Origin of the sequence: Enterobacter kobei (assembly GCF_001729765.1) — a bacterium.
Lineage (GTDB): Bacteria > Pseudomonadota > Gammaproteobacteria > Enterobacterales > Enterobacteriaceae > Enterobacter > Enterobacter kobei.
The window spans coordinates 2,265,972-2,285,653 of sequence record NZ_CP017181.1 but is presented as its reverse complement, the minus strand read 5'-3'; the positions used below and the strand labels follow the sequence as shown (position 1 = coordinate 2,285,653).

Sequence of the window (19,682 nt, the reverse complement as noted above, 5' to 3'; positions counted from 1 at the left end):
TAAAAATGGCGTTCGGTTCCCCGAACGCCCTGCCCTTATCTCTCCCGCAGCGCTTCTTTCGCTTTGTTGAGCGGCTTCAACAGATAATCAAGAATGGTTTTACTGCCGGTTTTGATATCCACCGTCGCAATCATCCCCGGAAAGACCGGAAATTCCTTACCTTGCTTATTGGTCAGATGGTTACTGTCGGTGCGGATATAAACACGGTAGTAGTAAACATCCCTTTTCACCTCATCCTGCAAAGTATCCGGTGAAATCATGGTCACTTCCCCTTCCAGCCCACCGTAAATGGAGTAGTCATAGGCCGTCACTTTTACCAGCGCTTTCTGGCCGGGATGGATAAATGCCACGTCGCGCGGGGAGATTTTTGCCTCAACCACCATCTGATCGTCCAGCGGCACCAGGCTCATCAGTTTGCCATTCGGCGGAATAACGCCACCCACGGTCGTCACGTCAATATCCTTCACGATGCCACGCACCGGCGCATTGAAGGTCAGCCGGGTCAGGGAATCCTCACGCCCTTTCATCACCGAACGCTGAGCTTCAATTTCCGCGTTGGCTTTTGCCAGTTCTTCACGGGCGCGAACGTAATACTGGTTTTTCATCTCGGTGATTTTATTCTCAAGCTCATTTTTTTGACGCTCAAGACGTAACACCTCCACCTTGCTGGCCGCCCCCTGGGTCACCAGCGGACGGGTTAACGACAGTTCGCGTTGCACCAGTTCAGCCCCCTGACGCAGGCCGGCCAGCCCTTTTTCCAGGCTTTCGCGACGGGACTGATAGAGCGCCGTCTCTTGTTTGACCAGCTCAACGTCGTCATCCAGTTCTTCGGGAAAAATCAGCGCCGTGTCGTTGACCTCGGCCTTCAGGCGCGCCGCCGTTGCCAGCGCGGCATTCAGACGGGACTCACTCTCCAGCACGCTGGACTCGGTTTTTGTCCGGTCTAACTGCGCAAGCTGCTGACCGCGTTCGACAATGTCGCCTTCGCGCACCATCAGGCTGTGAATAATGCCCCCTTCCAGGGACTGAATCACCTGCTCATGCGAAGACGGAATCACCTTGCCGCTGCCGGTTGTGACTTCATCAAGCTCGAACAGGCTCGCCCAGGCGATAAATACCGCCAGCAGGGCGAACAGCGCCCATGCCACCAGCGACGACCTCGGCAGGCGTGGCTCTTTCAGACGGCTATTAAAACGGGTTAAATCATTCATGCCACACCCTCCTCAGCAACCGCCGCCGCTTTCATGGTCACGGTGCGCTGCGCGGCTTTTGGCGTCGCCATACCGTGCTGATGCAGGATCGCGTCGCGCGGGCCGTCCATCACCACCTTGCCGTTTTCCAGCACAATGATGCGGTCAACCAGGTCCAGAATTGGCAGGCGATGGGTGGCCACCACCAGCGTCCGGCGCTTACCCAGCCACTGGTGAAGATGCTGAATAAACTGCTTCTCGCTCACTTCATCCAGCCAGGCGGTAGGCTCATCCAGCAGCAAAATCGTCGGAGAAGTGATCAGCGCGCGCGCCAGCAGCAGCGCCTGACGCTGCCCGCCGGACAGCCCCGTGCCGCCTTCATTGATAAGGGTGTTCAGCCCCATTTTCTGCTTGCGCACAAACTCCAGCGCGCCGCTGTTCACCAGCGCCTGATGAATTTCTTCGTCAGTCGCCAGTGGGTTACCCATCAGGATATTGTCCCGCACGGAGCCAAAGAACAGCCGCGCCTGCTGGCTGAGCAACTGCATGTCGCGACGCAGATCGGCCGGGTCCAGATGGTTAAGCGCGATATCGTCCAGCAGGATGCTGCCCTGCTGCGGCTCCTGCATGCCCGCCAGAAGTTGCAGCAGCGTGCTTTTGCCGGAGCCATTTCGGCCAAGCACCGCCACGCGCTCCCCGGCACGGATCTGTAGCTTGCTGATGTTAAGCACGCTGAGTTTCTCTTCTTCATCGTAGTAAAACCCGACGTCCTCCAGAACGTAGTCGCCGCGCAGATGGGCTTTATGCACCTTCTTCCCGTGCTGCGGATCGTCAATCGGTCGCTGCATCAGGTCGTCCAGCCCCTTACGGGCCACTTTTGCCGACTGCCAGCGGGAGAGCACGCCTGAGATCTGCGACAGCGGCGCGATGGTGCGCGACGCCAGAATCGAGGTTCCTACCAGCGCACCGGTGGTTATATCCCCGCTGATCACCAGATAACAGCCCACCAGCAGGACTACCGCATAGACGATAGACTGCACTTCCTGGGTCCAGGTCAGCAGCAGGCCCGTCAGCCAGCGCTGCTTCATGCCGACGCTGGCGGCGACATCGTTGGTGTTATTCCACTGGTTCTGGAAACGCTGTTCGGCGCGCATCAGCTTGATGTCCTCAATGCCCTGTACCGCCTCCACCAGCGTGGCGTTACGGATCGCGGATTCGCGCATCCCCTCGCTGGAGAGTTTGCCCAGCGGACGCTGCACCAGCAGGCCCGGAATCAGCAACAGCGGCACGGCGAGAAGCACCACCAGCACCAGCGGGCCGCCGATCATCCACAGAATAAAGACGAACAGCAGGAAGAACGGCAGATCGGAGATCGCCGCAATGGTGGTGGAGGTGATGAGTTCACGCACCGACTCCAGCTCGCGGATCTGCGCAATAAACGAACCTGTTGATTTGGAGCGTGCGCCATTTTTTATCCGCAGCGCGTGGGCAAACACACGCTCTGAAATGCGCAGGTCGGCGCGTTTCCCCACCACGTCAGATATATGCACGCGCAGCATGCGCATGACGAATTCGAAGACAATGGCAATCATGACGCCGCCAAACAGCACCCACAGCGTGGCTTCTGATTGCGACGGTACTACCCTGTCGTACACCTGCATGGAAAAGACCATGCCAGAGAGAGCCAGTACGTTAGCCACCAGCGCCACCAGCATAATGTCGCTGTAGCGTCGCCAGTCTTTCAGCGCCAGCTGCCAGAACCAGTTTTTCTCATACGGTTTAATGTAATCGTCCACGCGGGCATCCGGTGTGGACTCCAGCGGGCGCAGCACCAGCAGGGTTTTTAACCGTGTCCCGAGCGCTTCCAGCGTCAGCGTCGTCTCCAGGCCACCGTCTCCGCTAAACTGCAGGCTGACGTTGCCTTCGTTGTCCATGCGGGTAATCACTGCGATTTGTCCGCCGGTGAACTCCGCCAGCAGCGGTAAACGCCACGGATCGAGAGAGACCGCTTCCGCCGCCACTACACGCATCCCCAGCCCTAGCTGGCGCGCCATCTCCTCCAGCACCAGCTGGCGCGGAGACTGACTTTCATGGTTAATCGTGACCCGAACATGTTCCGCGGAAAAGTCCAGCCGATAGTGCTTCGCGATGATCAGCATGCCCTGCAGCCAGGGTTCGTACTGTGGATGTGTCTTCATAATCTCCGGGTTAACGCTATTCGTGTATAGAAATGCCAAAAGGCCGCGGGGATCGCTCCCCGCGGCAGGGTTTTACGCAATTAACAGTTGATGATTTGCCAGCAGCGTCGCCAGATCCGTCTGCACGCCGTTCAGCGTCACCAGAGTGGTTGGTGAGAACTGGCCGCCGGTACCGTCCAGGTCAACCTGGATCTCGGTATTGCTGCCGTTTTGCACCACGCGGATGTAATCGGTGATATTGCCCGCGCTACTGTCCAGCGTCGCCACGCCGTTCACATAGCTCGCTGAGCCCGTGCCGGTATAGCCGCTGTCTGAGAGCAGATCGCGCAGGTCAATACGGTCCGTGTCCGCCGTCCCTTCCCAGGTGCCGACGGTAAAGCCGTTCACCACATCGTGACCGTTACCGCCCGTGGCATCCGACGCGTTGATCAGCTTGTAGAGCAACGTATCGTGACCGCCGCTGCCGATGTTGAAGGTGTCATTCCCGCCGCGGCCTTCGAACCGGTTATCAGCGCTGTTGCCGGTGATAACATCGTCGAAGTCCGAACCGTTAATGCCTTCAATATTCAACAGCCGTGTGGTACCAAAGCCAGTGTCCTGTGCGGTTGAAAGGCGCAGGTCAACGGTCACGCCGGAGGTCGCATTGCGGTAATCCACCACGTCCATCCCACCGGTGTTGCTCCAGGTGTCGTAGTCGGAATGGGTATTCCAGCCGCCGGAGCCGTTGTAGGTATAGGTGCCATCTTCTGCAATGAAGGTGTCGTTATACCCGGTCCCGGTGATTGTCCCGCTGTGGCCGCCGGTCGCCGCTTCGGCCGTCAGGACGTAGCCCTCTTTGCCGTTGCCCGCGTCCAGACCGCTCCAGGTGACGTTATCCGACACACCGTTGGTGATCTTCACAATCTCTGCCGAGTAGGTTTCATTCGGATCCAGACCGTAGAAGCTCACCAGCGCAGAGGTATCGTTCGACCCGATACCGGACTGGGCGTTGATGATCTGCGAGGCCACCAGCACGCCAGCGGCGTTATACAGGTTGACCGTGTTGCCGTAGTAAGCGTTGATACCCTCGCTATCGACAATGTGCAGATGCATCGCGGTGCCGTCCGCAATGGTTTTGCTGTTCTGAACCAGCACCACCTTGCCGTTCTGCTGAGACACCAGCAGATCCTTCGCGCCGTCCCAGTTGTAGTCCACCGCGGCCACGCCGGTAGCGTAGGCGATACCGGATGCCAGCTGGCTGGAGGTCCAGGTGGAACCGTACCCGTTGTTGGTGAATAGGGTCGCCGTTTGTGACGCGCCGTAGGTGCTGAGCTTGATGATGTCCATCTGCCCGTCGCCGTTCCAGTCCACCGCCACCGACAGATACCCCGCCGACGCGTTAGAGGCTTCCACCGCGCTCTTGGTGGTAGAGAGCTTCCCGGTGCCGTCGTTGTAGTAGATCACCCCGCCGTTGTTGTTGTAGCTGCTGCCCAGGTACAGATCCATGTAGCCATCGCCGTTGAAGTCTGCCCACGTCATGGACGCCGCCGTGGTGGTGTTCGCGGCGTTGACCACAAACACGTTGGTCAGGTTCTGGCCGATAGAGAGCGTGCCGTTGCCGTTGTTGTTGATTACGGTTAACGAGTACGCGCCGCTGCGGTTGGTGTGCTGAACAATATCCACCGTGCCGTCGTTGTTCAGGTCAACGCCGGAGATTTCACGCATGGTGGTGAATTGTCCCCAGAAACCTGCGCCGCCGTTGGTGCCGTCCGGCGACAGTACCCCGTTGTTGTTGATCAGGTAAGTAATGGAGTCTGCACCCGCATCGCCGTAGGCCAGATCCAGATAACCATCACCGGTTTTGTCGTACGCAATCACGCCGCCGTACCAGATGGTGGTGCCCATTCCCAGCTGGCTGGCGTTATAGGTGCTACCATCGTAGGTCCACATCACCTGCGTGGATCCCGCGTAGGTGTTCTCCGTGGCGAAAATGTCCTGCGTGCCGTTACGGTCAAAGTCAGCGGCGGTCTGGCTCACCACGTAGTAATTACGGGTGTTGGTCAGCGTATTTCCGGCATAGGTCGAGCTATCGCTGCTGGAGTAAGACTGGCCGTTCGCAATGATATTCCACAGACCGCTGCTGTTCATGCCAAGGGTCATGGTGGAGTTGTTGCTGTTCCCCGCCGTGGTTGCCCAGTCGGTATTCACCGTGGTGGTGTCAATCACCAGACTGCCGGTGGTCGTCCCGGTGGTATTGCCGTTACCCGCGCTGCTCTTCACCTGCGCCGTCACGCTGTAGCTCGCGACGTTCAGTGCATCGCTGTCCGGGATCTGGAGATACCAGGTGTTGTGATCCGGATCGACCACCACCGCACCGCCCGTCTGGGAGGTGTAGGTTTTCCCGTTCACCGTCACCACCAGATACTCACCGTTCACCAGATCGGCAGAGACGGTCCCGCTGACGATCGGCGTGGTATCCGACGTGGTCTGCGCGGTAATCGCCGCCGTGGTGGTCGGTATGCTGGTATCCACGCTCAGCACAAAGCCGTCCGATTCCGTATAGTTACCGGCCTTGTCGGTGACACGCACAATGTAGGTGTGATTGCCGTCGCTCAGGCCGTTATCCTGGAAGGACCAGCTTGCGCTGCCGTTCATGGTCACCTGGCCGAGCAAGACGCCATCGCGGTAAAGCTGGACGATCTCGCCGTCGTCCGGGGCGCGGTTGAGCGTCCCGTTGATCACCGGTGAGTTATCGTCAGTGGCGACCGAGCTGCCAAAGGTGCCCGTACGTTCCCCTTCAACGTCGGTATAGCTCACGACCGTTCCCACCGTGGCTGGCGGCGTGGTATCCACCGTCACCACCTGCGACGCGGTAGAGCCCACGTTGCCCGCCTGGTCGATGATCCGCACCTGGTAGGTGTAATCGCCGTCCGCCAGATCGCGGGTATCGGTGTAGCTCCAGCGCTGGTTGGTGACCGTGGCGTCAGACCAGGTATTCCCGCCGTCGAGGCTTATCTGCACGCGCTCGTCGTTTGCCAGCGCGTTGCCCAGCGAGCCGTTAATGGTCAGCGTAGTGTCCATAGTGATGAAATCACTCCCGGACTGACCGGTATCTTCGCTGATGCTGTCGATGGTGATGCCATACTGCGGCGCCTGAGTATCCACCGTCACCGCCTGCGAGGTGGTTGCCCCGACGTTACCCGCCTGGTCAATCACCCGCACCTGGTAGTTATGGCTACCGTCGGTCAGGGTACGCGTATCGCTGAAGCTCCACTGGGTCCCGCTCACGGTGGCATACACCCAGGTGGTGCCGCCATCCATGCTCACCTGAACGAACTCACCCGCCCCCAGCTCTGCGCCAAGCGTGCCGTGCAGTGTGTACGAGGTCGAACTGGTCAGGAAGTCATTGTTGTCAAACCCGGTGTCGACGGTAATGTTATCCACGGTCACCGTAATCGCCGCATCCGGGGCGACCGTATCAACGGTCACCTGCTGATGAGCGCTGGCCCCCACGTTGCCCGCCGCATCCACCACGCGAACGTAGTAGTCATAGGTCTGGTTACCAAGCGTGCGGCTGTCGACGTAGTACCAGCTGTTGCCGGTCACAATCACGTTCTGCCAGGTGACGCCGCCGTCGATGCTGATCTGGGCGTACTCGCCGTCAGCCAGCGTCGCGCCGAGCGAGCCGTGCAGCGTCAGGGACGTATCGTTGGTGATAAAGTCGCTGCTGCTCAGGCCGGTATCGTCGCTGGTGCGGTCGATGGCGATGGTTTTGCTGGCGTCCGGCGCGACGGTATCAATGGTCACTACCTGGCTGGTGGTGGCGCTGATATTCCCCGCGTCGTCAATCACGCGCAGCTGGTAGTTGTAATCTCCGTCGGCCAGCGTGCGGCCATCGACATACGTCCAGCTCAGCCCGCTGACGCTGACGTCGGTCCAGGTCAGACCGCCGTCGAGGCTGATCTGCGCGTGGTCACCGCTGCCCAGCGCCGCGCCGAGCGTCCCTTTCAGGCTGATCTGGTTGTCGCTGGTGATGAAGTCACTGTCGGACAGGCCGGTATCCTGGGAAACGGAATCCACGGTAATGGTCGTTGCCGCCGGTTTCGTCAGATCAATGACCACGTCCTGGCTGTCCGTTGACCCCACGTTGCCCGCGTTATCAATCACCCGCACCTGATACTGATAGGTCCCGTCGGTCAGGGTGCGGCCATCGGTGTAGCGCCAGGTGGTGCCGGTCACGGTCAGGTCAATCCAGGTGGTGCCGCCGTCGAGGCTGATCTGCGCCTTCTCGTTATTGCCGAGCTGCGCGGTCAGCGAGCCGTTGACCACGACCTGAGCGTCGTTGGTGATGAAATCACTCGCGCTCAGGCCAGTGTCGTTTTGCAGAGAATCAATGCTGATGCCCATCGACGGCGCGGTGAGATCCACGGTGACGCTGTGGTTATCGCTGCCGCTGTTGCCGATGGTGTTGCTGACCTGCGCGTTAATGACGTACGAACCGCCGTCCGCCAGCGCGGTCACGTCTGCGCTTCCGACCGTATAGCGCCAGGTACCGTCATTCTGAACGGTCGCCGTGTAGGTTTTACCGTTCAGCGTGATGGTCACCGTCTGGCCCGCAGGCGCGTCGGTGGTGCCGCTGATGACCAGCGGCGTGCCGTGTTCGGCGGCGCTGACAATGTCATCTTCCGCAAAGGTGTTGATGGTGATAGTTGGGACGTCACCGTTCAGCGTTACGTCGTGCGTTGCGCTGCCAGGGTTACCCGCTTTATCACTCACCGTGGCGGTAATCGCGTACTGCCCGTCGCTCAGGCCGAGGAAGTCACGGCCCGGCACGAAGACCGACCACGATCCGTCTGCCCCGACGGTGGCCTGATAGCTGTGCCCGTTGAAGGAGACGGTCACCGTCTGGCCCTGTTCCGCCGTGGTGGTACCGCTGATGGTCTGGCCCGCCAGCTGCTCGGCATTGTTAACGATGTCGTCATCGGCCACGGTGCTGATGGTCACGGTCGGCGCGACGGTATCCACCGTTAAGGTGTGCATCGTCTGACCGCTGTTCCCGGCTTTGTCGTTGACCGAGGCGGTCACCGTCAGCGCCCCCTGGCTCAGCGCGGCCAGATCCGCCGCGGGTACGTCCAGCGTCCAGGTGCCATCGTTGGCCACGGTAGCGGTATAGGTTTTGCCGCCCAGCGTCACGGTAACGGTCTGGCCGGCCTCGGCGCTGGAGGCACCGTGAACCGTCAGCGGCTGCTGCGCTTCTGCCGCGTTCAGCACATCGTCACCCGACAGCGTCGCAATGCTTACCACCGGCGCGGTGGTATCTACGCTGATGTCGTGCGTTGCCGAGGCGCTGTTACCCGCGCTGTCCTGCGCCGAAACAGACACCTGATAGCGCGCGCCATCGGCCAGTGCGCCTACGTCGGCGGCCGGGACGGTAGTCGTCCAGGTGCCGTCACTCTGAATCGTGGCGGTGTAGGTCTTGCCGTTCAGGGTCACGGTCACCTGCGTACCGCTGGCAAACTGGGCGCTGGAGCCATTAATCACCAGCGCGTTACCCGCTTCTGCCGCGTTGATAACGTCATCGCCGCTGAGGGTATTTACCGTCAACGCCACGGAGGCGGTGTTGACCACCACGTCGTGCGTCTGGGTGCTGCTGTTGCCCGCGCTGTCGGTAATGGTTGCGCTCAGCGTCACTGTGCCGTCGCTCAGCGCGGAAATCACGCTGGCCGGCACGCCCACGCTCCAGTTGCCGCTGGCGTCAACGGTGGTGGTGTACTGGTTCGAACCCAGCGTAATGACCACTTTATCCCCGACGTTCGCGCCGGTTGCCGTGCCGCTGACGATCTGCGCCTGTCCGTGTTCCACGCTGTTGATCACGTCATCGCCCGCCACAACGTTAACGCTGACGGTCGGTGGCGTGGTATCAAGCGTAATCGCTTTACCCGCGCTGCCCGGGTTACCCGCCGCGTCGCTCACGCTGACCTGCACGGTATAGCCGTTATCCGCCAGTGCGGAGAGATCGGTGCCCGGCACGTTGACGCTCCAGATACCGCCCTGCTGCACCTGCGCGGTGTAGCTCTTACCGCCCAACGTCACGGTAACCGTCTGCCCGGCTTCCGCGGTGGTGGTACCGGAGATAGCCACGCCTGCGGACGCTTCGCTGGCGTTGATCACGTTATCGCCCGCGACCGTATCAATGGTGACGGCTGGCGCGGTGGCATCCACGCTGTACTCGCGACCCGCAGAGGCGCTGTTGCCGTTCACGTTAGTCACGCTCACCTGCACGCTGGCATCGCCGTCTTTGAGGCCCGCCAGATCTGCGGAAGGCACGGTAGCCGTCCAGTTGCCGTCGGCATCCACTTTCGCGGTGTACGTCTTCCCGGCGAAGGTGATGGTAACGGTCTGGTTTTCCTCAACGTTCGACGTGCTGCCTGAAAGCACCAGATCCACACCTTTCTCCGCCGCGTTAATCACGTCGTCGGTAGCAATCGCATCAATGCTGATGGCGACCGCGGCCAGATCCACGTTCACATCGTGGCTGATGGAGACCGGGTTACCCGCGGTGCTTTGGCCTGCCACGGTAATGGTGACCGTGCCTGCTGCCAGCGCACCCACGTCTGCCGCCGGGATTGCCGCGCTCCAGGTACCGTCCGCCAGCACGGAGGCGGCGTACGTTTTGCCGTTGACGGTCACGGTAAGCGTGGTTCCCACCGCCAGCCCGTCGCTGGAGCCGGTGACGATCAGGTTCTGACCGTGTTCGATGCTGTTGATCACGTCGTCACCCGCGACGGTATCAACGCGCAGGCCCGGCAGGTTAGCGTCTATAACGATTTCGCGCTCGCCCGCCCCTGTATTGCCATGACCGTTGGTCACGGTCGCTGACACCGTCAAATCGCCGTTGCCCAGCGCCGTCAGAACAGTCTCCGGCACGTTCACGGACCAGGTCAGATCGTTCTGCACCGTCGCGGTGTAGCTGTTGCCGCCAAGGGTCACGGTAACGATATTGCCCGCCTCCGCGTTCGTCACGCTGCCGCTGATGGTCTGGCCTGAAGCCACTTCCGCCGCGTTAATAATGTTATCGCCCGCCACGGTGTTGATAGTGACCGTTGGTAGCGCGGTATCCACCAGCAGGTTCGCGGTGTTGCTGACGCTGTTGCCCACGCCGTTGGTCGCCGTCGCGCTCAGGGTGTAGTTGGCCTGACCGAGACCCGCCAGATCTGCCGCCGGAACGGTCAGGCTCCAGCTGCCGTCCGCCGCCGTGGTGGCGGTGTACTGCTTGCCGTTCAGGGTCACGGTGACCACGGTGCCTTCTGCCAGGTTGGCGCTGGTGCCGCTGACGCTCAGGTCCTGGCCTTTCTCCACCGCGTTCAGCACGTTGTCGCCGCTGAGGGTGTTGAAGCCGACCGACGGCAGGCCGGTATCGACGGTCACGTTATGGCTGCCGGTGCCGGTATTGCCTGCGGCATCGGTGACTGACGCCGTGACGGTTACGGTGCCGTCGCTGAGGCCGGAAATCACGCTCGCCGGTACGCCCACGCTCCAGTTGCCCGCCGCGTCCAGCACGGTGGTATACGTCTGGCCGCCGAGGGTGACGGTGACCTTATCGCCCGCTGCCGCCCCGGTGGCGGAACCGCTGATAATCTGCGCCTGAGCGTGCTCCGCGATGTTAATCACGTCGTCGCCCGCCACGGTGTTGATGGTGACCGCTGGCACGGTGATATCTACCGTCAGGTTATGGTCAACGGAAGCAGGGTTACCCGCTTTGTCGCTCACGCTCGCGGTCACGGTCACGCTGCCGTCGCCAAGCGCCGCAACATCCGCCGCCGGAACGTTCAGCGTCCAGCTGCCGTCCGCGCTGACGGTTGCGGTGTAGTCTTTACCGTTCAGCGACACGGTGACCGTCTGGCCCGCCTCGGCGGTGCTGGTGCCGGACACGGTCAGATCGCTCTTCGCTTCGGCCGCATTGAGAATGTCGTCACCCGCGATCGTGTTGATGGTCACGGACGGCGCGGTGGCGTCCACGCTGTACTCGCGGCCCGCCGAGGCGCTGTTGCCGTTCACGTTAGTGACGCTCACCTGCACGCTGGCGTCGCCGTCCTTAAGGTGTGCCAGATCCGCGGACGGTACGGTATACGTCCAGTTGCCGCTGTCATCAACGGTAGTGGTGTAGATCTTGCCGTTCAGGCTCAGGGTCACGGTCTGCCCGGCTTCCACGTTGGTGGTCGCACCGGACAGCACCAGGTCTGCCCCTTTCTCCGCCGCATTGATCACGTCGTCGGTGGCGATGGCGTTGATGCTGATGGCAACGGTCGCCAGATCCACCGTCACGTCGTGGCTGATGCTAATCGTGTTACCCGCCGCGCTGTCGCCGGTGACGCTGATTTTCACGCTGCCTTCCGGCCACGCGCTCACGTCGGCAGACGGGATCGCCGCGCTCCAGGTGCCGTCCGCCAGCACCGTAGCCGCATAATCTTTGCCGTTAACGGTGACGGTCAGCGCCGTGCCCGCCGCCAGTCCGTCGCTGGATCCGGTGACGATCAGGTTTTGCGCATGTTCGATGCTGTTGACCACGTCGTCGCCCGCGACGGTATCGACGCGCAGGCCCGGCAGGTTAGCGTCTATAACGATTTCGCGTTCGCCGGAACCGGTGTTGCCGTGGCCGTTGGTCACGGTCGCCGTCACGCTCAGGCTGCCGTTGCCCAGCCCGGTCAGCACGTCAGACGGTACGTTTACGGACCAGCTCAGATCGTTCTGTACCGTCGCGGTGTAGGTATTGCCGCCAAGGGTGATGGTCACGGTGTTACCCGCTTCGGCATTCGCCACGGTACCGCTCAGGGTTTGCCCGGCCGCCACTTCCGCCGCGTTAATAACGTTATCGCCCGCCACGGTGTTGATGGTGACGGTCGGCAGCGCAGTATCCACCAGCAGGTTCGCGGTGTTGCTGACGCTGTTGCCCACGCCGTTGGTCGCCGTCGCGCTCAGGGTGTAGTTGGCCTGACCGAGACCCGCCAGATCTGCCGCCGGAACCGTCAGACTCCAGCTGCCGTCCGCCGCCGTGGTGGCGGTGTACTGCTTGCCGTTCAGGGTCACGGTGACCACGGTGCCCTCTGCCAGGTTGGCGCTGGTGCCGCCGACGCTCAGGTCCTGGCCTTTCTCCACCGCGTTCAGCACGTTGTCGCCGCTGAGGGTGCTGAAGCCGACCGACGGCAGGCCGGTATCGACGGTCACGTTATGGCTGCCGGTGCCGGTATTGCCTGCGGCATCGGTGACTGACGCCGTGACGGTTACGGTGCCGTCGCTGAGGCCGGAAATCACGCTCGCCGGTACGCCCACGCTCCAGTTGCCCGCCGCGTCCAGCACGGTGGTGTACGTCTGGCCGCCGAGGGTGACGGTGACCTTATCGCCCGCTGCCGCCCCGGTGGCGGAACCGCTGATAATCTGCGCCTGAGCGTGCTCCGCGATGTTAATCACGTCGTCGCCCGCCACGGTGTTGATGGTGACCGCTGGCACGGTGATATCTACCGTCAGGTTATGGTCAACGGAAGCAGGGTTACCCGCTTTGTCGCTCACGGACGCGGTCACGGTCACGCTGCCGTCGCCGAGCGCAGCAACATCCGCCGCCGGAACGTTCAGCGTCCAGCTCCCATCCGCGCTGACGGTTGCGGTGTAGTCTTTACCGTTCAGCGACACGGTGACCGTCTGGCCCGCTTCGGCGGTGCTGGTGCCGGACACGGTCAGGTCACTCTTCGCTTCGGCCGCATTCAGAATGTCGTCACCCGCGATCGTGTTGATGGTCACGGACGGCGCGGTGGCGTCCACGCTGTACTCTCGGCCCGCCGACGCGCTGTTGCCATTCACGTTAGTGACGCTCACCTGTACGCTGGCGTCGCCGTCTTTCAGACCTGCCAGATCGCCCGCTGGCACCGTGGCGGTCCATTTACCCTCAGCATCCACCGTGGCGGTATAATTCTTGCCGCCAAAGGTAATGGTGACGGTCTGGTTTGCTTCCACGTTCGAGGTGGTGCCGGAGAGCACCAGATCCGCGCCCTTCTCGGCCGCGTTAATCACATCGTCTGAGGCGATGGCATCAATGCTGATGGCAACGGTCGCCAGGTCCACCGTCACATCGTGATTAATGGAAACCGGATTACCCGCACCGTTCTGGCCTGCCACGGTAACGGTCACCGTGCCTGCCGCCAGGGCACCCACGTCCGCCGCCGGGATCGCCGCACTCCAGGTGCCGTCAGCCAGGACGGTCGCCGGGTAGGTTTTATTGTTCACGGTGACGGTCAGCGCCGTGCCCGCCGTCAGCCCGTCGCTTGTACCCGTAATAATCAGGTTTTGATTATGTTCGATGCTGTTGATCACATCGTCGCCCGCGACGGTATCGACGCGCAGCCCAGGCAGGTTAGCGTCGATAGTGATATCGCGCTCAGCGGAGCCGCTGTTACCCACGCCGTTGGTTACGCTGGCAGATACGGTCAACTCGCCGTTGCCCAGCGCTGTCAGTTCGGCTTGCGTCACGTTAACGGACCAGGTGAGATCGCTCTGGACCGTCGCGGTATACGTTTTGCCTCCGAGAGTCACGGTAACCGTGTTGCCTGCTTCGGCATTGACTACCGAGCCGCTGATGCTCTGGCCTGCCGCCAGTTCTGCCGCGTTAATGACGTCATCGCCCGCCACGGTGTTGATAATGACACCCGGCAGAACGGACTCGACATTCACGGTATGAGAGGTACTGGTGCTGTTGCCAACGCCGTCCGTTGCTGACGCGGTAACGGTGTAAAGCGCTTCACCCAGTTGACCAACCTGATCCGCCGGAACCGTGGTCGTCCATTTACCGTTAGCATCCACCGTTGCGCCGTACGCTTTGCCATTGAGCATCACGGTCACCGCCGCGCCTGCCGCCAGGCCAGAAGCCGTACCGGAGATCGTCAGATCCTGGGTTTTCTCTGAACTGTTGATCACATCGTCACCGGAAACGGTGTCAATGGTCAGCACCGGCGCGCTCAGGTTTACCTCCACGCTGTGTGTGGTACTGTTACTGTTGCCCGCTTTATCGGTCAGCGCCGCGGTGATGGTGTAATCTCCCGCGGTCAACGCGGTCACATCCGCCGCCGGTACGCCCACGCTCCAGTTGCCGGAGGCATCCAGAGTGGCTGTGTATGATTTGTTGTTGATCGTCACGGTGACCACATCACCCGCCGCCGCACCGGACACAGAACCGGTGACAATCAGCGCCTGCGCATGTTCGGCGCTGTTGATCACATCGTCGTCGGATACGGTGTGGATGGTCAGCTGTGGAACGGTGGTATCAACCAGCACGTCGCGATCGGCAGAGGCCGGGTTGCCCGCTTTATCCGCGACGGCGGCGCTGACGGTGTAGTTACCGTCAGCAATCGCGCCCAGATCCGCAGACGGCACGGTTACGCTCCAGCTGCCGTTTGCCGCTACGGTGGTGGTGTAGTCTTTACCGTTCAGCGTGACCGTCACCGTCTGGCCCGCTTCGGCGTTGGTCACGCCATTAATGACCAGATCCTGCTGCGCTTCGGCCGCATTGATGATGTTGTTGTCGCTGATGATGTCAATCGAGACCGCCGGCGCCGTCGCGTCCACGCTGTACTCACGGCCAGCTGACGCGCTGTTGCCGTTCACGTTGGTCACGCTCACCTGTACGCTGGCGTCGCCGTCTTTCAGGCTGCCCAAATCGGCAGACGGTACGGTGGTCGTCCAGTTGCCGCTGGCATCGACCGTCGCGGTGTACGACTTGCCGCCGAAGGTGATGGTGACGGTCTGGTTAGCTTCCACATTGGTGGTGGAACCGGACAGGACCAGGTCCGCGCCTTTTTCCGCCGCGTTCAGCACATTATCGTCGGTCACGCTGCTGATAGTGATGGCGACAGGCGCGAGATCGACATCCACAACGGTGCCAATATTCACCGGGTTGCCGGAGGTATCCTGTGCGCTTGCCTTGATATCGAGCGAACCGTCCGCCCACTGCGACACATCCGCGGCCGGGATCGCCGCCTTCCAGGTGCCGTCCGCCAGCACGGTGGCGAAATAGTTGCTGCCGTTAATGGTTACCGTGACGGTGCTGCCCGCGACCAGATCGGTGCTGGAGCCGGACACAATCAGGTTTTGACCGTGTTCGATGATGTTAATCACGTCATCGCCCGCCACGGTGTCAATACGCAGCCCAGGAAGCTGGGCGTCGATGGTGAAGTCCAGAGAGGATGAGCCGGTATTACCGTGGGCGTTGGTGACGCTGGCTGACAGCGTCAAATCGCCATTGCCGAGCGCGGTTAACTGGCCCTCGCTTAACGGCAGGCTCCAGGTGAGATCGTCCTGCACGGTGGCCGTGTATGTCTCGCCGCCAAGGATAATCGTGACAGTGTCACCTGGCGCCGCGTGAGCCACTTTACCGGTCAGGGTTTGCCCTGCCGCAACCTCCGCTGCGTTAACGATATTATCGCCCGCCAGGGTATTGATCGTCACAACCGGCAGCGAACTGTCCACCAGCACATCGTGACTTGCAGAGGCGCTGTTGCCCACGCTGTCGGTCACGTTCGCCGTCACGGTGTAATGCGCTTCGCCCAGCGCACCTACCGCCGTCGCCGGTACGGTGACGCTCCAGTTACCGCTGGCATCGGCAATAGCCGTGTAGTCGATGCCGTTCAGGGTGACGGTGATACGGGTTCCTTCCGGCTGGTTGCTGGTACCAGAGAGTTGCAGATCCTGACCTTTCTCGGTCGCATTGATCACATCATCTGCTGCCAGGGTATTAATACCGATGACCGGCGTCACGGTATTCACCACCACATCCAGCGAACTGCTTCCGGTATTACCGGACCTGTCGGTCACGGAGACGTCGATGGTCCAGGTACCGTCGGCCAGCCCCTGCACCACGGACGCTGGCAGACCGAGGCTCCAGTTGCCCGCCGCATCCACCACGGTGGTGTAATCCACATTGTTGATGGTGATGGTCACCCGGTCGCCCGCTGCCGCGCCGGTCACGGAGCCGCTCAGGATCTGCGCCTGAGAATGGGCAAGCTGGTTAATGGTGTTGGTGGCGGTGACAAAGTCGTTGATGGTCACCTGCGGCACGGTTGCGTCTACCAGACCGACGCGATCGGCGCTGCTGGTGTTACCCGCCACGTCGCTCACGCTGGCCGTCACGGTCACGATACCGTCGGCCAGAGCGCCAACGTCAGCCGCCGGAACGCTCAACTGCCAGGTGCCGTCCGTCTGGACCGTGGTCTGGTACGTTTTGCCGTTCAGCGTTACGGTGACCGTCTGGTCCGATTCTGCCGTGCTGCTGCCGCTTAAGACTAAATCCTGCTGCGCTTCGGCCGCATTAATGATGTTATCCGCGGTCAGGTTATCAAGGGTAATCGCTGGCGGCAGGGTATCCACCGTGACCACGCGCGACGCATCGGCAGTGTTACCGTTGATGTTGGTGACGCTGACGCTCACCTGTGCGCGACCGTCGATCAGCGTGTCCATCGCGCTGGCCGGTACGGTCAGGCTCCAGGAGCCATCCTGCTGCACCTGGGCAGTGAAGGTCTGGTCGGCGAATTTCACCACCACGGTCTGCCCCGCTTCCACGCCCTGCGTCTGGCCGGACAGGGTTAAATCGCTGCCTTTTTCTGTCGCGTTGAGCATGTCATCGCTGGAGACGGTATCAATGGTGACCGCCACGGCGTTGAGGTCGAGTTCAATCGGGTGTTCTGCCGAAACGGTGTTGTTCCAGGCATCTTTCGCGCTGACGTTGACCGTCACCTCGCCCGCCGTCCAGGCCTGGAGATCCGCCGCCGGAACGCCAATCTGCCAGTTGCCGCTGGCGTTAACCGCGGTGACGTACTCGACGTTATTGATGGTAACGACAATCTGTGTGCCCGCAGCCAGATGGGTGCTGGCACCGGTGACGGTCAGATCGTGCTGCTGTTCGATGGCGTTGATCACGTCATCGCCGGAAATGGTGTTCACGCGCAGACCCGGCAGCTGAGCGTTGATGTTGATATCACGCTCGCCGGTGCCGGTATTACCGTGCCCGTTGGTTACCGATGCGGTGAAGGTTAAATCACCATCGCCGAACGCCTGAAGATCCGCCGACGGAATGGTGACGCTCCAGGTGAGATCGCTGCCTACCGTGGCGCTGTAGCTCTTACCGCCCACGGTAACAGACACCGTATCGCCCGCCGCCGCGCCGGTAACGCGACCGCTGAGGGTTTGATCCACGCCCGCTTCGGCGTTATTGACCAGGTTGTCGCCTGCAAAGGTGTTGATAATGACCTGCGGCAGCACGGTATCCACCAGCAGATTCGCTTCGGCAGAACTGCTGTTGCCCACGCTGTCGGTGCCGCTAACGGTAACGGTGTAAAGCGTGTTAGCCAGATTCAACACGTCGGAAACCGGCACCTGGATGGACCAGATACCGTTTTCGACGGTGGCCGGATAATTCACGTTATTCAGCGTGACGGTGATGGCGCTGCCGTCAGGCAGATTGCTGGTGCCGGACAGGCTCAGCGGCTGCATCGCCTCCTGGGCATTCAGCACGTTATCCTGGCTGATGGCGTCAATCGTGAATTCCGGCGGGTTGCCGCTCAGCGTGATGCCGTGCGTGGCGCTGCTGGTGTTGCCTGCCGCATTGGTCACGGACACCGAAAGGGTGTGGTGGCCTTCTCCCAGCGCACCCACAACGGACGCCGGGACGCCTACGCTCCAGCTGCCGTCTGCCAGCACCACGCCGGTGAAGGTCTTACCGCCCACGGTCACGGTCACCACATCGCCTGCGGCGGCACCGCTCGCCTGGCCGGAGATAATCTGTGCCTGGCCCTGCTCGCTGGTATTGAGAATATCATCGCCCGCCACGGTGTGAATGGTAATGACCGGCGCCGCAGTATGAACCGAGAAATCTGCCGTCGCTGATGTACCGTTACCCGCTTTGTCACTGACGTTCACCGTCAGGGTGTGGTTGCCCTCACTGAGAGCCTGCACCTCGCTGGCGGCAAGCGTGACGGACCAGGTGCCATCGCTGCCCACCGTGGCGTTATAGTTTTTGCCGTTCAGCGTTACCGTCACAATTTGTCCGGCATCCGCATTGGTTTTACCGGTCAGCGTCAGCGGCTGGTTGTGCTCGGCGGCATTGATGATATTGTCCTGCGCGAGCGTATCGACAGAGAGCGTTGGCGCAGCGGTATCCACGCCAATCGTCTGGCTTCCGCTCACGGTATTCCCCGCCGCGTCTTTGCCGCTGACGTTGACCGTCCAGGTGCCATCGCCCAGTGCCTGCGCGTCTGTCGCTGGCACTTTTACGCTCCACGCGCCGTTGGCCCCCACTTCCGCCGTGTAGGTTTTACCGTTCAGCGTCACGGAAACGTCGGTTCCCTTCGCCAGATGCTGGCTGCTGCCGGACAGCGTAAAACCGGCAGACTGCTCGCTGGCGTTTATCACGTTGTCACCCGCCGTTGTCGCCAGCGTAATCGAGGCCTCGGCCGTGGAGACGGTTACCGTGATGCTGCCTGCAGGGGTGGTTTTGCTGCCGTCGATCTGCACGACCGACCACGTATGCTCTCCGTCAGACTGGGTCGGGAGTTTTACCGTCCAGGTGCCGTCTTTACCCACCATCGCGCTGGCAATGGTGCTTCCGCTACTGTCTTTGATCTGAATGGTTGCGCCCGGTTGGCCGCTACCGCTAAAGGTCGGGGTGTTATCGTCCGTGATCGCGTTTGCGCTCAGCACACCCTGCTTGTCACCCACCTTGTCCGACAGCAAAAAGGTCGGCGTGGCACTTTCCACTTCTTTGGTGTTATCAATGACTTTCGTTTTCGTTTCGCCGTCACCACCGTTGGCCAGCAGCGCCCCGATGGCGCCACCGCCTAAGGCAGCACCCGCAATCCAGCCCCACGGCGCATCGCTCAGGACACTTTCCTGCTCAAGGAAAGGTTCAATGCTGCTAATGGGTGTGGCCTGGGCGGTTAACTCAGTGACAGCAGCGCCAGACGCTTCCCCGGCATCGGCAAAAGAAATATGCGTCAGTTCCTGATGATCGTTGAATACCAGTTCTGACTGATGATGGGTTTCAGGATCTTCGATAAAATAGTTATTACAGCGAATAACGCTGCCATCTTTCATATAAATGAGAAGGTCTTTACCCTGGCGGACATAACGCACCACATCCTGAGCTGAGCCCTGGATTTCAATCACACTCGGCGATGAAATGGATACCGAGAGATTTCCGTCTCCGGTTAATTTCGTTTTTTCTGCCGTTTTGCGAATGATGACATCAACAACCTTTACGTTACTCATATTCTTCTCC

At 61.1% G+C, this 19,682-nt stretch carries 3 protein-coding genes; all 3 read right to left on the bottom strand.

Annotated features, from left to right (window positions below; translation table 11 throughout):
* Window positions 1-35 precede the first annotated feature (35 nt).
* Complete coding sequence (locus tag BFV64_RS11045; protein WP_023330375.1) at window positions 36-1,211, bottom strand: HlyD family type I secretion periplasmic adaptor subunit; 1,176 nt, start codon at window positions 1,209-1,211, stop codon at window positions 36-38.
* A complete protein-coding gene (locus tag BFV64_RS11040; RefSeq protein ID WP_069602072.1) occupies window positions 1,208-3,388 on the bottom strand; it encodes a type I secretion system permease/ATPase in 2,181 nt (726 codons plus the stop codon). Before BFV64_RS11040 ends, BFV64_RS11045 begins: the two co-directional genes overlap by 4 nt.
* A 72-nt stretch (window positions 3,389-3,460) precedes the next feature.
* Window positions 3,461-19,672, bottom strand: coding sequence for an Ig-like domain-containing protein (locus BFV64_RS11035; protein WP_069602071.1), 16,212 nt, complete (start codon window positions 19,670-19,672; stop codon window positions 3,461-3,463).
* Window positions 19,673-19,682 lie beyond the last annotated feature (10 nt).

What these genes read in the sequence shown, in the direction of transcription:
- BFV64_RS11045 (WP_023330375.1), bottom strand. Translation starts at nt 1,211, where the DNA reads ATGAATGATTTAACCCGTTTTAATAGCCGTCTGAAAGAGCCACGCCTG.
- BFV64_RS11040 (WP_069602072.1), bottom strand. Translation starts at nt 3,388, where the DNA reads ATGAAGACACATCCACAGTACGAACCCTGGCTGCAGGGCATGCTGATC.
- BFV64_RS11035 (WP_069602071.1), bottom strand. Translation starts at nt 19,672, where the DNA reads ATGAGTAACGTAAAGGTTGTTGATGTCATCATTCGCAAAACGGCAGAA.